Raw genomic sequence first — 13,739 nt, 5'->3', positions numbered from 1 at the left:
GTTCGGGTGGGTTGTGGGCGGCGGCATTGTCGCCAGCAGCTGCGCCGCCGCCGGAGGCAGCCAGGGCCTGGGCGGCACGCAGCTCGGTGATGTCGACGCTGGTGGCCAGCACGCAGGGCTGGCCCTGGTAGTCGAGCAGCACGGCGTCGACCAGCGAGTGCAGCAGCCTGCCGCTGCTGCTGCGCACCTGGCCTTGCAGGGAGCGCACCCGGCCGTCGCGCTTGAGCAGCTCATTGAATTGCGCCTGATCGGCCGGCAGCAGGCCCACGCCGAGGCTGGACAGGCGCTTGCCGAGCAAGGCCTCGCGCGGCAGCTCGTAGCGCTGGCAGAGGCGCTCGTTGACCTCCAGCACCTCGCCCGTGTCGGCGCGCGCCAGCACCGCGGACACCGGCGAGGCGTGGAACAGCGCGCCGAACAGGGCCTGGTGCTGGCGGGCCTCGGCGAGCGCCTGCTCGCGGGCACGCTCGCGGTCGAAGTTGTCGAGCGCGAACGACACGTCGGACACCATCTCGTCGAGCAGGGCGAGCAGCGCCTCGTCAAAGAAGCCGGCTTCCGGCGCCAGCAGGCTCAGCGCACCGATCGGCTGGCCGGCGCGGCGCAGCACCAGCGCGGCCATGGCTTCGACCCCGGGCGGTATCAGGGGCGCTGCGGGCTGCAGCAGCTGCGGGTCCTGCATGGCCCGGTTGCTGATCACATGGCGGTTCTGCGAGATCGCCTGGGTGCTCAGCGAGCTGGCGCCGAAGCGCGACTGCAGCGCCCAGCGCTGCGGCACGCCCGGCATCAGCAGCTCCGCCGGCCCATGCAGGGCGGTGCGCACGAATTCCTTGCCGTCCAGCAGGACCACGCTGGCCAGACTGGCGTGGCCGGTTTCGACGCAGATGCGGCACAGCCCGGCATACAGCGCCGGCACGTCGGCGGCGCCGTGCACGATCAGCTGATTGGTCTCGGACAATGCCTTGTAAAAGCGCTGCAGGCGCAGGCGTGCCGCCAGGGCATGCGCCTGCTCGTCGGCATAGCGACGCCACAGGCCGTAGGCCATGGCCGCCCCCAGGGCGCCGGTGCCGAGCAGCAGGCCCAGCGTGAGCCAGGCGGTGCGCGCCAGCGCGTCCTGGCCGTCCTCGGATTGCTGGCGCGCCACCACCAGCTGCACATCGGCGAGTTCGCTCAGCAGCCGCCCCAGCGGCAGATCGGCCTGGCGCAGCTCGCCTTGCAGTTGCCGGGCGGCTTCCGTCATCGCATCGCCGCGCGGCAGGCCGGCCAGCTTGTCGGCTTGCGCCAGCACGCGGGCCAGCAGCGGCTCGGCCCTCGCCGCCAGCTGGCGCTCGCGCTCGACCAGCTGGGTGCGCTTGTACTCGGCCCAGTCGCGGCGGGCGGCCTGGCTGTTCGCGGTGAGCTCCCTGCGCGCGCGCTCGACGTCGTCGCCGTCGAGGAGGCGGCCGACGCTCAGCAGGTTCGCCGCCAGCAGGTTCTGCTGTATGCGCTGCAACTGCTGCAGCGGCAACAGCCGGTCTGCATAGAACGAATCCAGGCTGGCTGATAGCTGGCGCAAGCGCCATAGGCCGCCGGCGCTGAGCAGCGTCATGGCCGCGACGATGGCGACGAGCAATGCCGTCAAACGCCACTTGATGTCCAGACCCTTCACGCTGCTGCAATCTCCTGATGCGGTGGCGTGATTGTGATCGCAGTCCCGGAGGCGGCCGTTCGTGACAAATGTCGCCCAAAGCACGATTGCCGATAAGGGCCCCCGGAAGTGCGCATGAACTCATTCGGGAAATGCATAACCACGCCCGCTCGGGTGGTTACGGCATGGTTACATTGGGGTGACAATCCACTGTTCGGGCTCTACAAAGAGGCCCGGAACCCCGCCGGCCTCATCCAGGTCCGGCGTGCCTTCAGAGCAAGCTGCCCCATCTCAGGTAGTGCAATGAGCGGCATTGGGCCAGGCCCGGCCCGCGACGCCCGTCTTCCACGACGCCGGCAGCCGCCCTCCGAGCTTGGCCCAATTCTGCTTTTTATATTGAATGGGACTTGCCATGAACCAACCCGTGATGGAAGGGCTGCGCCTGAACGTGCCGGCCTATGTGAAGCACCAGCGCCTGATCGCCTGGGTGGCCGAGATCGCCGCGCTGACCCAGGCCCGCGATGTCTATTGGTGCGATGGCAGCCAGGAAGAGTACGACCGCCTGTGCCAGCAACTGGTGGATGCGGGCACCTTCAAGAAGCTCGATCCCGTCAAGCGCCCCAACAGTTTCCTGGCCTGCAGCGACCCCAGCGACGTGGCGCGCGTGGAAGACCGCACCTTCATCTGCTCGGCCAAGCAGGAAGACGCCGGCCCGACCAACAACTGGATGGCCCCGGCCGAGATGCGCGCCCTGCTGCAGACCGGCGAGAACGCCCTCTTCAAGGGCGCGATGAAGGGCCGCACGCTGTACGTCGTGCCCTTCAGCATGGGCCCGATCGGCTCGCACATCGCGCATATCGGCGTGGAGCTGTCGGACAGCCCCTATGTGGCGGTGAACATGCGCATCATGACCCGCATGGGCCGCGCCGTGCTGGACGTGCTGGGCAGCGATGGCGCCTTCGTGCCCTGCGTGCACACCGTGGCCGCGCCGCTGGAAGCCGGCCAGGCCGACGTGAAGTGGCCCTGCAACAAGACCAAGTACATCGTCCATTACCCCGAGACGCAGGAAATCTGGTCCTACGGCTCCGGCTACGGTGGCAATGCGCTGCTGGGCAAGAAATGCTTCGCGCTGCGCATCGCCTCGACGATGGGCCGCGACCAGGGCTGGCTGGCCGAGCACATGCTGATCCTGGGCCTGACCTCGCCCGAGGGCAAGAAGTACCACTTTGCCGCGGCCTTCCCGAGCGCCTGCGGCAAGACCAATTTCTCCATGCTGATCCCGCCCCAGACCTTCAAGGGCTGGAAGGTCACCACGGTGGGCGACGACATCGCCTGGATCAAACCGCATAGCGATGGCCGCCTCTATGCCATCAACCCCGAGGCCGGCTACTTCGGCGTGGCGCCCGGCACCAACACGCTGACCAACTTCAACTGCATGGCCAGCCTGCACCGCGACGTGATCTTCACCAACGTGGCGCTCACCGATGATGGCGACGTGTGGTGGGAATCGATGACCGAGACCCCGCCCGAGCACCTGATCGACTGGCAGGGCAAGGACTGGACGCCGGCCCTCGCCAAGGAAACCGGCGCCAAGGCCGCGCACCCGAACGCACGTTTCACCGTGGCCGCCACCAACAACCCGGCGCTGGACCCGGACTGGAACAACCCCGAGGGCGTGGCCATCGACGGCTTCATCTTCGGTGGCCGCCGCTCCACCACCGTGCCCCTGGTGACCGAGGCGCGCGACTGGGTGGAAGGCGTCTACATGGCCGCCACCATGGGCTCCGAGACCACCGCTGCGGCCGCCGGCCAGCAGGGTGTGGTGCGTCGCGACCCCTTCGCCATGCTGCCCTTCATGGGCTACAACATGGCCGACTACTTCCAGCATTGGCTGGATCTGGGCAAGAAGCTGCAAGCCTCGGGTGCCACCCTGCCCAAGATCTACTGCGTCAACTGGTTCCGCAAGGGCGCCGACGGCAAGTTTGTCTGGCCCGGCTATGGCGAGAACATGCGCGTGCTGAAGTGGATGCTGGACCGCGTGACCGGCAGCCAGTCGGGCGAGGAGCATGCCTTCGGCGTGACCCCGCGCTACGAGGACATCAACTGGGACGGCCTGGCCTTCAGCAAGGAGCAGTTCGACGTCGCCACCCGCATCGACAAGGCCGACTGGGCCGCCGAGCTGAAGCTGCACGACGAGCTCTTCGCCCAGCTGGCCTACCACCTGCCGAGCGAGCTGCCGGCCACCAAGGCCAGGATCGAGGCGCGTCTGGCGGCCGAATAAGGCCCGACATGGCGGCTCGCGCCGCCACGCACGCACAAAAAAGCCCGCTCAATGAGCGGGCTTTTCTTTGGCTGGGCCGGTGCCTGCGATCAGTCGCGACGGCAGTTGGCGGCGCGCAGTTCGGCGGCAAACGAGGGCATGCTCTGCTCGTATTCCTGGGCCAGGGCCAGCAGTTCGCGCTCGGCGCGGGCTTCGGCGGCGGCGGCCAAGCGGGCCTTGACCGAAGCGATCAGGCTCAGCCACAGGCGGGCGCCGATGGAGGTGAACGAGGCGCCGTGGCTCACAGTACGGTAGGACGGCAGACCGAAGGTTTGGGTAGCGACGCTCATGGCGGTTCCTTGCGTTGATGACTCTGTTGGAGTCGATGGCGAGAGTATCGGGTTAACCCTAGACATGAGGCAAATGAATTGTCTGAATTTGCTATATAAATAGCGCGAATATGAGTTTCCGAAATCTCGACCTCAACCTGCTGCGCGTCTTCGACGCCGTGATGGCCGAGCGCAACCTCACCCGCGCGGCCGAGCGCCTGGCGATGAGCCAGCCGGCGGTGAGCCATGCGCTCAAGCGTCTGCGCGAGGCCCTGGGCGAGGAACTGTTCGTGCGCCAGGCCTTCGGCATGAAGCCCACCTCGCGCGCCGAAGGCCTGTGGCCCGAGGTGCGCCATGCGCTCGAGCGCCTGCGCGCCGTGCTGGACCCGAGCGAGTTCGACCCGCAGGCCGAGGACTACACCTTCCAGATCGCGATGGCCGACGCCACCGCCGCCCTGGTGCTGCCGCCGCTGGTGGCCGATCTGGAGGGCTCGGGTGCGCATGCCCGCATCCATGTGTTGCCGCTCACCACGCGCGACCCGCGCGGCCTCCTGGAGCAGGGCGAGGCCGATTTCGCGCTGGGCTACTTCCCGAACGCGGTGGCGGCCCTGCAGGCGCAGGGGCCGATGGCCTCGATACGCCAGCACCGCCTCTATGACAGCGCCTACGTCTGCGTGATGCGCCGCGGCCATCCCCTGGCCGGCGCGCCGCTGACGCTGGACGGCTACTGCGCCGCCCACCATCTGCTGGTGAGCTTTTCGGGGCGGCCGCACGGCTTCGTCGACGAGGCCCTGGCGGCGATGAACCGCAGCCGCCGCATCGTGCTGACGGTGAACCAGTTCTTCACCGCGGGCCGCATCGTGGCGCAGTCCGATCTGCTGACGGTGCTGCCGGCCTCCTTCGTGGAGGCGACCGGCTACAAGCAGGACCTGGTCGAGCAGCCCCTGCCGATTGCACTCTCGCCGGTGCATGTGGACATGCTCTGGCATCTGCGCAACGAGGACCGCAGCGCGCAGCGCTGGTTGCGCGGGCGGCTGATCGCCGCGGCGGCCCAAGCGGCGACAAACACGGCGACAATCGGGCGATGAGCAAGACCGCCGACCTGACCGATGCCGAGTTCGAAGAACTCGATGAATTGCTGGCCACCACGCCGGCCCCGCTGCAAGCCCTCGATGCCTCCATGCTCGACGGCTATCTCTGTGGCGTGTTGGTGCAACCCCGCCTGATCGAGATCGATGAGTGGCTGCCCAATATCTTCGACTATGACGGCGGCCTGCTGCCCGAGAGCGTCGATCCCGCCTGGCTGGCGCGCATCCGCGAACTGGTGGCGCGCCGCCATGCCGCGCTGAACCGCGCCATGGTGGAAGACGGCTGGTTCGACCCCGTCGTGCTGGACCTCGACGAGCAGGCCCCGGTGGACCCGCCGCCCCCCGAGGGCGAGGACGCCGAGCAGGCCCAGGCGCGCGCCACCTACGAGGCCATGGGCCCGATCTCGCGCACCCTGATGCCCTGGGTGGCGGGCTTCCAGCATGCCGCGCTGTGCTTCCCCGAACTTAGCGAGATGGACGATGACGCGGTGATGGCCTCGCTGGCCCGCCTGTACCGCCATCTGCCGGCCGAGACGCCGGAAGAGAAGGAAATCGTCGCCACCCTGGACCGCGAGCATCCGCTCAAGGATCTGGACGATGCGATCGAGGAGCTGGTGGTGACCGTGGCCGACCTTTGCGACCTCACCGAAGCGCACCGCTACAAGGTGGAGAGCATCCGCCGCGACACGCCCAAGGTCGGCCGCAACGATCCCTGCCCCTGCGGTTCCGGCCGCAAGTACAAGCAGTGCCACGGCGCCAACTGACGCCCGGCTGATGCGCTTGCAATTGCTCTCGGACCTCCACCTGGAGACCGAGACCTTCGAACCCCGGCCCGCGCCCGGCGCCGAAGCCCTGGTGCTGGCCGGCGATGTGGACAGCGGCTGGCGCGGGTTGGAGGCCTTCAAGGGCTGGCCGGTGCCGGTGCTGTTCGTGCCCGGCAACCACGAGTACGACGGCCGCGATGTCGACGAGGCACGGCGTGGCTTGCGTGCGCTCTCCGACCGCCTGGGCTTTCTGTGGCTGGACGAGACCGAGCTGCTGCTGAGCGATGGCCAGGGCCGGCAGCTGCGCTTTCTGGGCAGCACGCGCTGGAGCGATTTCGAGGTCTTTGGTGCCGCGCAGCGCGAACGCACCATGCGCGCGGCGGGCTACTTCCAGCGCGTCATGGCGGCCACGCGTGCGGGTCAGCCCTTCGACGCCGAGGCGGTGCGCGCCGAGGCCCTGCGCTGCAAGGCCTGGCTGCGCGAGAGCTTGCAGCGGCCGCCGGCCGGCGTTGCCGCGACCGTGGTGGTGACGCATTTCGCGCCCAGCCTGAAGAGCGCCGACCCGCGCTATGGCCGCCAACCCGGCACCGGCAGCTTCTGCAACAACGACGAAGACCTGCTGCCTCTGGCCGATCTCTGGCTGCACGGCCATCTGCACTGCCGCTACGACTATCGTTTCGACTATGGAACGGGCAGCACCCGCGTGGTCTGCAATGCGCGCGGCCTGGCGCACAAGGGTGAATCGCAGGGCTGCGACGCGCTGTTCTGTGTGGACGTCTAGCCACGCTGTCTTGAGCGGCGTCAAGGAGGGCGGGCCGCGCTGTGCCAGACTGAAGATGGTGGGCCTGCGTTCAGGCCCGGATGCAAGGAGAGGCCATGAAGATTTTGATCGCTGTCGACGGCAGCAGTTATTCCAAGCGCATGCTGGCCTATCTGGCCGCCCACGACGAATGGCTGGGCGATGCCCACCGCTACACCGTCGTGCATGCCGTGGCGGCGATTCCGCCGCGCGCCGCGGCGGTGCTCGACAAGGCCGTGCTCAAGGGCTATTACGAGGACGAAGCCGAGAAGGTGCTGAAGCCCATTCGCAGCTTCTTCGACAAGCAGCGCATCAAGGCCGAGTTCGTCACCAAGGTCGGCCCCGCGGCCGAAGCCATTTCGGCACTGGCCGGCAAGGGCAAGTTCGAAATGGTGATGATGGGCTCACATGGCCACAGCAGCATCGGCAACCTGGTGCTGGGCTCGGTGGCGACCAAGGTGATGTCGCAATGTGAAGTGCCGGTGCTGCTGATCCGCTGAACGTCGGCCCGCGCTCGCGATGAGCGCGGCGTGGCGTCAGGAGCTGCGGCGAGAGAGCCAGGCCAGCGGCGATTCGGTCGCGGTCTTGGCGCGCTCGGACTCCAACTCGTAGCTGGGCGCGCGGTAGTCCTGCAAGCCGGCATCGCCTTCCAGCGTGGCCTCCATGCCGAAGGCGGTGCCCAGATCGGCGGGCTCGGGGACATGGTGGGCGACCGGGGTGCGACGGAAGAAGCGCAGTGCTGGAGCGAATCGCATATCACACCTCGACAGGGCTGGATTCAGGAAGGCATGGCCCTAGTGTGCGCCGGACGCTGCCGCTACAAATCCCCAAATTGGGTGGTCATGTCCGCTTAGTTGGAAAAAACGCACGGCGCGTAAGACTTTGTGAAAGCCACTGCCAGCGGGGCCGTCCCGCCGGGGCGGCGCAAAGACATCACTACCCACCAACGTAGGATTTGCCACGGCCTTGCATCTGACTATGCTCGGCCTCCCGATGTGACTTGTTCACGGCTCAAGGGCCGCCTCATGAATCTGCCTGTTCTCAAATGTGTGGCTGCCACCGTCATCGCCTCGACGGTGGGCAGCGCGGCCTGGCTGGCCAGCCAGTTGCCCGGCATGGACGCCGCTGCCGGCCTGCATCTGGCCGATGCCGCTCAAGCCGAGCGCCGCTTGGCCTTGCCGCCGGGGCCGGCGGCGTCCGAACCCTCGGCCGGCCCGAGCGCGCGCTGAGCGCCACTGGCCAAGGCCTGGCCGATCTGATCCAGCAAGGCCACCCGCAAGGGCGCGGATACCAGCTCCGAGCCCAGCTTCCATTGATGCCAGTAGAGCGTGACGTCCACGCTCAGCTCGGGCCTCAAGGCCACCAGTTCACCGCTTCTTAGCAGGCTGCGCACCTGCAGTTCGGGCACCACGCCGATGCCCCAGCCCATGCACACGGCGCGCACGCGCGCCTCGCTGGAGGGCACATAGCGCTCCTGCAGCCGCGGCGCCTTCACGCCAAAGGCCTTGCTGACCCATTGCACCTGATCGTCGTCCTTGCGGTTGAAGACCAGGAAGGGTGCCTGCGCAAAATTGGCCGCGGTTAGCCCCTGGGGCAGGCGCTCGCGCAGAAAGGTCGGGCTGGCCACGGCGATGTAGCGCATCAGCCCCAGCGGCCGCACCAGGCAGCCGCGCAGGGCCAGCTTGACGGTGCTGACACAGCCCAGCACCTCGCCCTGGCGCAACCAGTCGTGCGTGAAGTCCTGGTCATCGACGATCAGCTCCAGGCCGAAGCCCTCCTGCAGCCCCGCCTGCACCAGCGGGTCCAGCGCCGGCAGCACCCAGGTGGCCAGGCTGTCTGCATTCACCGCGATGGCGATGCGCTCATGGGGCGCCACGCGCGTGCCCAGCTCGCGCGCCACGTCGGTGCGCAGGGCCTGCAGCTGGCGCGCAAAGCGCAGCAGCACCTTGCCCGGCTCGGTTAGGCGCAGCGGACGCGAGCGCACCACCAGCAACTGGCCCACCTGAGCCTCCAGGCTGCGCAGGCGCTGCGATACCGCGCTCTGCGTGATGGCCAGGCGCTGGGCGGCGCGCTCGAAGCTGCGCTCATCGGCCAGCGCAGCCAGGCAATCGAGGCCGGCGGAGTCCAGGTCTTTCATAAGTGCTTCTAATGTAAGACTAGAAATATGAATGTGGCTTCTGATAAACACGGAGCTTGATGACAATCCGCCGTCCCCTGATCTTGGTCAACGCAGCGCTCCAGTACGGAGCCGCCTTGGCCGAAACACAGATAGCCCTGGGTTCGCTGTAGGAGTCCCACATGAAAGTCGTCGTTCTGGGTGCTGGCATCATCGGCGTGAGCACCGCCTGGTATCTGCTGGAGCAAGGCCATGAGGTCACGGTGGTCGACCGTCAGGACGATGCCGCGATGGAGACCAGCTTCGCCAATGGCGCGCAGATCTCGGTGAGCTTCTGTGAGCCCTGGGCCAATGCCGGCGCGCCCTTCAAGGTGGCCAAGTGGCTGCTGCGCGACGATTCGCCGCTGCTGTTCCGCCCGCGCCTGGAGCCGGCGCAATGGCGCTGGGGCCTGAGCTTCCTGACCCAGTGCACCACGGCCGCCTTCGAGCGCAATGTCGAGCAACTGGTACAGCTGGGCCGCTACAGCCATGAATCGCTGAAGAGCCTGGTGGCCCAGACCGGCATCGAGTACGAGCGCCTGGAGCGCGGCATCCTGCATTTCTTCTCCAGCCAGGCCGATTTCGATGCCGGTGCGGCCGGCGCCGAGGTGATGCGCCGCCATGGCGTTGACCGCCGCGTGCTCAACCGTGCGGAGGTGCTGAAGGTCGAGCCGGCGCTGCGCAGCTTCGGCAACAACATCTTTGGTGGCACCTTCACACCCAGCGACGAATCGGGCGACGCGCGTGTGTTCACGCAGAAGCTGGCCCAGCTGTGCCAGCAGCGCGGCGCCACCTTCCACTATGGCCATGATGTGCTGGCCCTGCAGCGCGAGGGCCAGTCCATCGCCGGCGTGCAGATCGCCGATTGCCGCAGCGGCCAGAAACGCACGCTCAAGGCCGATGCCTATGTGGTGGCGATGGCCTCCTACACCCCGGCGCTGCTGAAGCCCCTGGGCGAGTGCCTCAACATCTATCCGGCCAAGGGCTACTCGGCCACCCTCAAGCTCAAGAAGCCCGAGCAGGCCAGCGTGGTGAGCCTGCTGGACGACACCCGCAAGATCGCGATCTCGCGCCTGGGCGACAGCATCCGCATCGCCGGTACCGCGGAGCTGGTGGGCATGGACACCAGCCTGGATACGCCCACCTCGCGCACCCGTTGCGATGCGCTGGTGAAGCGCTACGAGGAGCTGTTTCCCGGCGTGGCCGACCTGGGCGAGCGCAACTACTGGACCGGCCTGCGCCCCAGCACGCCCACCAACATCCCCTACATCGGCCGCAGCCGCAAGGCCGCTAACCTCTGGATTAACGCCGGCCATGGCACGCTGGGCTGGACCCATGGCGCCGGCTCGGGCCATGCGCTGTCCGAGCTGATCTGCGGCCGCCGGCCCGAGATCGAGTTCAATTTCTACGGCGACGCGCTGCCGGCCCGCCGCATGCACAGCATGGCCCCGGCCTGAGGCCTGGAGGCGGGGCTCGCTACAATCCGCGCCCCGCTCTCCATCCGCCCGCCGCCATGCCATCGCCCGCTTCCTTCTGTGCCATCGACTTTGGCACCTCCAATTCGGCGATTGCGATCCCGCGCAGCGACGGCCCGGGCATGCGCCTGGTGGAGCTGGAGCCCGGCCATCTCACCATGCCCACGGCGGTGTTCTATTTCGTCGAGGGCCGGCACGATGCCGACGGCCCGCCGCGCGCCTTCGGCCGTGCCGCGGTGGCCGCCTATGTGGAGGGCACCGACGGCCGCCTGATGCGCTCAATGAAGAGCATCCTCGGCTCCTCGCTGATCGACCAGACCACCGATGTCGGTGGCGGCCGCGGCGTCAAATACTTCGACATGCTGGCCGGCTACCTCAAGCGCCTGCGCAACAGCGCGCTCGCGGCGGGCGCCCGCGCGCCGCTCAACAAGCTGGTGCTGGGCCGGCCGGTGTTCTTCGTCGACGGCGAGCCGGCGCGCGATGCCGCCGCCCAGGCCTCGCTGGAGGCCGCCGCCCATGCGGTGGGCTTTGACGAGGTGCATTTCCAGTTCGAGCCGATCGCGGCCGCCTTCGACTACGAGAGCCAGACCCAGCACGAGCAGATCGTGCTGGTGGCCGACATCGGCGGCGGTACCTCGGACTTTTCGCTGGTGCGCGTGGGTCCCGATCGCATGCAGCGCCTGGACCGCCGCGACGACATCCTCGCCAACCACGGCGTGCACATCGCCGGCACCGATTTCGACCGCCATGTGGAGCTGGCCAGCATCCTGCGCGAGCTGGGCTACCGTTCGCTGGGCCCCGAGAAGCCCGGCCAGGTGGCGCGTGAAGTGCCCAGCGGGGTCTATTTCGATCTGGCCACCTGGCATCTGATCAACACCGTCTACAGCCCGCTGCGCAGCGCCGAGCTGCGCAGCATGAAGAGCTTCTACGGCAATCCCGTGCATCACCAGCGCCTCATGACGGTGGTGGAAGACCGCCTGGGCCATGAGCTGGCGGCGCGCGCCGAGGACGCCAAGATCGCCGTGGCCGGTGGTGGCGATACCCAGATCGACCTGGGCCTGGTGGAGACGGGCTTGCGGGTGGAGCTGGGCGAGGCCGAGGCCCTGCAGGCCCTGCGCGCCGACATCGAGCGCATTGCCCAGGCCGGCCGCGAAACCGTGGCGCAGGCGGGCCTGCAGCCGGACGATGTGGATGCGCTCTACTTCACCGGCGGCTCCACCGGCCTGCGCGTGCTGGCCGAGCGCATTGCCGCCGACTACCCTAAGGCGCGCGAGGTGCGCGGCGACCGCTTTGCCTCGGTGGCCACCGGCCTCGGCCTGCACGCGGCACGCTTGTTCACGCGCTGATCACCAGCTGAAGGCCGGCCTCAGAAGCGGCGCCGCTGCGGCGGGCCCTTGCGGGCCGGCGGCCGCTTCGGGCTTGGCTGGGCCGGCTGGGGCCTGGACACATCGGCCAGCAGCAGGGTGGCGCTCACCAGGCTTTCCACCGCCTCCTCCAGATCGGCGGGCGGCTCCAGGGTCTCGATCTCTTCCAGCAACTCGTCGGCGTCTTCCAGATCGTCCGCGTCCAGATGCATATAGATCGCGGCCAGCGGCTCCAGCAGCTGGGCGGCATCCAGGCGCATCAGTTCGGGGAACAGCTCGGTGGCGAGCGCGAAGCCGGCCACCCACGGGAACACCACCTCGGAAGGGTCGGCCTCGTCTTCAAGCTCGAACACCCAGGGGTCGAACCACTGGCGATCGACGATGGCCAGGTTGAGCTCGCGATGGCGGCGGCGTATCAGCTCGAACAGCTGCTCGCCGTTGTAGCTGGGCGGCGGCTTGCGGCCCTCGCTGTCCAGCACATGCGGCGCCCAGTCGGACATGGCGATGGGCTTGGGCTGCAGCAGCACGCCGATCAGATAGCCGTCCAGCATGCTCACGTCCAGGGGCTCCAGCGGCGCCGGCACCTTGTCGAGCAGGGCCTGCAGCTGCTCCAGCTCGCCGTCGCTGAGCGGCTCGGCGGGCTTGCGGGCTTGCGGCGCCGGCTTGGCGCTTGCGGTGGGCCGGGCCGGACGAGGCGCGGGGCTGGGCTTGCGTACGGGCGGCTTGGCAGCGTTCATGGCCACATTATCAAGGCTCGGCCATCCCACCTCGTGGGGATGGCGAAACCCAGGGTTGGGCCCTAGAGTTCGACCCAAGCAAGCCGCAAGGCGAGCAGCAGTCCCAACGACGTCCTTGATTCAAGGACTTTGCAACGCCCGAGCAGTTCGCTGCTTGGGCGTCCTTTTTTGTGCGCGTCAGAAGCCCTTGCCCAGGGCCGCGCGCAGGTGCTCGATCAGGAGCCGCACCGGGCGCGGCGTGGTGCTGCTCCAGGGGTGGATGGCGTAGATGCTGTCGCCGAAGAAGCCGGCCGGCCGCCATTGCGGCAGCAGCTCCTGCAGGGCGCCGCTGGCCAGTGCCGGTGCGGCGCTGAAGTCGGGCAGCAGGGCCACGCCCAGGCCGGCCAGCGCGGCATCCCGGATGATTTCGCTGTTGCCGGCGCGCAGCGGGCCCTGCACGGGCACCCGCACGCGCTCCGGCGCCCTGGCCGAGCCATGTTCGAAGTGCCAGACCGCCGGGCCCGAGCGCAGATAGGGCAGGCAGGCATGGGCCGCCAGCTCGGCCGGATGGGCGGGCGTGCCGGCGCGGGCCAGATAGGCCGGCGCCGCCACCAGCATGGCGCGCGAGGCGCAGAGCTTGAAGGCCACATGGGTGTCGGGCGGCGTGCTGGTATGGCGGATGGCCAGGTCGAAGCCCTCCTGCGCCAGCGCCGCCAGCCGATCCGACAGGTCCAGCTCGATGCGGATCTCCGGGTATTGGGCGAAGAAGCCGGGCAGGGCGGGCGCCACATGCTGGCGCCCCAGCGCCACCGGCGCGGTCACGCGCACCAGGCCGCGCGGCTGGCCGGCGGCGTCGCGCGCCGCACCGAGGCTGCGCGCAATGTGGTTGAAGCTGGCCTCGGTGTCCTCGACCAGGCGCTGGCCGGCGTCCGAGAGCCGCACCGAGCGCGTGGTGCGCGCCACCAGGGTGACGCCCACGGCGCGCTCCAGCTCGGCAATGCGCTGGCTCACCGCGGCCTTGGACAGGCCCAGGCGCTGCGCCGCCTTGGTGAAGCTGCCGGTATGGGCGATCACGGTGAGGGCATGCAGCTGGCCCCACAGCAGGTCTTCACGCAGGGCGGGCTTCGGCAGGGCTGGGCTCATGATTGTTCAGATTATCAAACAATCA

The 13,739-nt window shown here is 68.4% G+C and carries 14 protein-coding genes; 8 read left to right on the top strand and 6 right to left on the bottom strand.

The genetic code is table 11. From position 1 onward, the window contains the following. A partial coding sequence (locus AC3WQY_RS23005) for an MCP four helix bundle domain-containing protein (RefSeq protein WP_492710870.1) occupies positions 1-1,642 on the bottom strand: 1,642 nt, incomplete at its 3' end. Between the two features lie 391 nt (positions 1,643-2,033). Between AC3WQY_RS23005 and AC3WQY_RS23000 the strand changes: the two genes are divergently transcribed. Continuing rightward, positions 2,034-3,902: a phosphoenolpyruvate carboxykinase (GTP) gene (locus AC3WQY_RS23000; protein WP_492710868.1), complete on the top strand. Its 1,869-nt coding sequence runs from the start codon at positions 2,034-2,036 to the stop codon at positions 3,900-3,902. A gap of 89 nt (positions 3,903-3,991) precedes the next feature. Here AC3WQY_RS23000 and AC3WQY_RS22995 read toward each other — a convergent pair whose 3' ends face one another. Further along, positions 3,992-4,231, bottom strand: a complete 240-nt coding sequence (locus tag AC3WQY_RS22995; RefSeq protein WP_285234652.1) for a hypothetical protein — start codon at positions 4,229-4,231, stop codon at positions 3,992-3,994. 110 nt (positions 4,232-4,341) lie between these two features. Here AC3WQY_RS22995 and AC3WQY_RS22990 point away from each other — a divergent pair, with 110 nt between their 5' ends. The 4 genes from AC3WQY_RS22990 (at position 4,342) to AC3WQY_RS22975 (ending at position 7,361) form a co-directional block, all read left to right on the top strand. Beyond that, the gene (locus AC3WQY_RS22990; RefSeq protein WP_492710867.1) at positions 4,342-5,298 is read left to right on the top strand and encodes a LysR family transcriptional regulator; all 957 of its coding nucleotides are present in this window, start codon (positions 4,342-4,344) and stop codon (positions 5,296-5,298) included. Next, positions 5,295-6,062 carry a YecA/YgfB family protein gene (locus tag AC3WQY_RS22985; protein ID WP_285234654.1) on the top strand — a complete coding sequence of 256 codons (768 nt, stop codon included), beginning with the start codon at positions 5,295-5,297 and terminating at the stop codon, positions 6,060-6,062. The genes AC3WQY_RS22990 and AC3WQY_RS22985 overlap by 4 nt, the downstream gene beginning before the upstream one ends. A 10-nt stretch (positions 6,063-6,072) precedes the next feature. Beyond that, positions 6,073-6,843: a metallophosphoesterase gene (locus AC3WQY_RS22980; RefSeq protein WP_285234655.1), complete on the top strand. Its 771-nt coding sequence runs from the start codon at positions 6,073-6,075 to the stop codon at positions 6,841-6,843. A gap of 95 nt (positions 6,844-6,938) precedes the next feature. Then, complete coding sequence (locus AC3WQY_RS22975; protein ID WP_285234656.1) at positions 6,939-7,361, top strand: universal stress protein; 423 nt, start codon at positions 6,939-6,941, stop codon at positions 7,359-7,361. Positions 7,362-7,397: 36 nt separating this feature from the next. On the opposite strand, the gene AC3WQY_RS22970 is transcribed toward AC3WQY_RS22975, so the two are convergent. After that, the gene (locus tag AC3WQY_RS22970; RefSeq protein ID WP_285234657.1) at positions 7,398-7,616 is read right to left on the bottom strand and encodes a hypothetical protein; all 219 of its coding nucleotides are present in this window, start codon (positions 7,614-7,616) and stop codon (positions 7,398-7,400) included. A gap of 270 nt (positions 7,617-7,886) precedes the next feature. Here AC3WQY_RS22970 and AC3WQY_RS22965 point away from each other — a divergent pair, with 270 nt between their 5' ends. Next, a complete protein-coding gene (locus AC3WQY_RS22965; protein ID WP_285234658.1) occupies positions 7,887-8,090 on the top strand; it encodes a hypothetical protein in 204 nt (67 codons plus the stop codon). On the opposite strand, the gene AC3WQY_RS22960 is transcribed toward AC3WQY_RS22965, so the two are convergent. Further along, entirely contained in the window at positions 8,015-8,998 is a 984-nt protein-coding gene (locus AC3WQY_RS22960) for a LysR family transcriptional regulator ArgP (protein ID WP_492710866.1), read from the bottom strand. The genes AC3WQY_RS22965 and AC3WQY_RS22960 overlap by 76 nt on opposite strands. A 161-nt stretch (positions 8,999-9,159) precedes the next feature. Between AC3WQY_RS22960 and AC3WQY_RS22955 the strand changes: the two genes are divergently transcribed. Together AC3WQY_RS22955 and AC3WQY_RS22950 are read left to right on the top strand one after the other, a co-directional pair. Beyond that, positions 9,160-10,473, top strand: coding sequence for a D-amino acid dehydrogenase (locus AC3WQY_RS22955; protein ID WP_492710864.1), 1,314 nt, complete (start codon positions 9,160-9,162; stop codon positions 10,471-10,473). Between the two features lie 56 nt (positions 10,474-10,529). Next, a complete protein-coding gene (locus AC3WQY_RS22950; RefSeq protein WP_492710863.1) occupies positions 10,530-11,837 on the top strand; it encodes an Hsp70 family protein in 1,308 nt (435 codons plus the stop codon). A gap of 20 nt (positions 11,838-11,857) precedes the next feature. Here AC3WQY_RS22950 and AC3WQY_RS22945 read toward each other — a convergent pair whose 3' ends face one another. Both AC3WQY_RS22945 and AC3WQY_RS22940 read right to left on the bottom strand, forming a co-directional pair. Continuing rightward, positions 11,858-12,592 carry a YecA/YgfB family protein gene (locus tag AC3WQY_RS22945; protein ID WP_492710862.1) on the bottom strand — a complete coding sequence of 245 codons (735 nt, stop codon included), beginning with the start codon at positions 12,590-12,592 and terminating at the stop codon, positions 11,858-11,860. A gap of 177 nt (positions 12,593-12,769) precedes the next feature. Beyond that, positions 12,770-13,714, bottom strand: coding sequence for a LysR family transcriptional regulator (locus AC3WQY_RS22940; protein WP_492710861.1), 945 nt, complete (start codon positions 13,712-13,714; stop codon positions 12,770-12,772). Positions 13,715-13,739 lie beyond the last annotated feature (25 nt).

The organism is Roseateles sp. FW301-B2, assembly GCF_058788955.1.
Note: the sequence above shows the minus strand (reverse complement) of the source record. Positions and strands in the feature narration are given on the sequence as shown.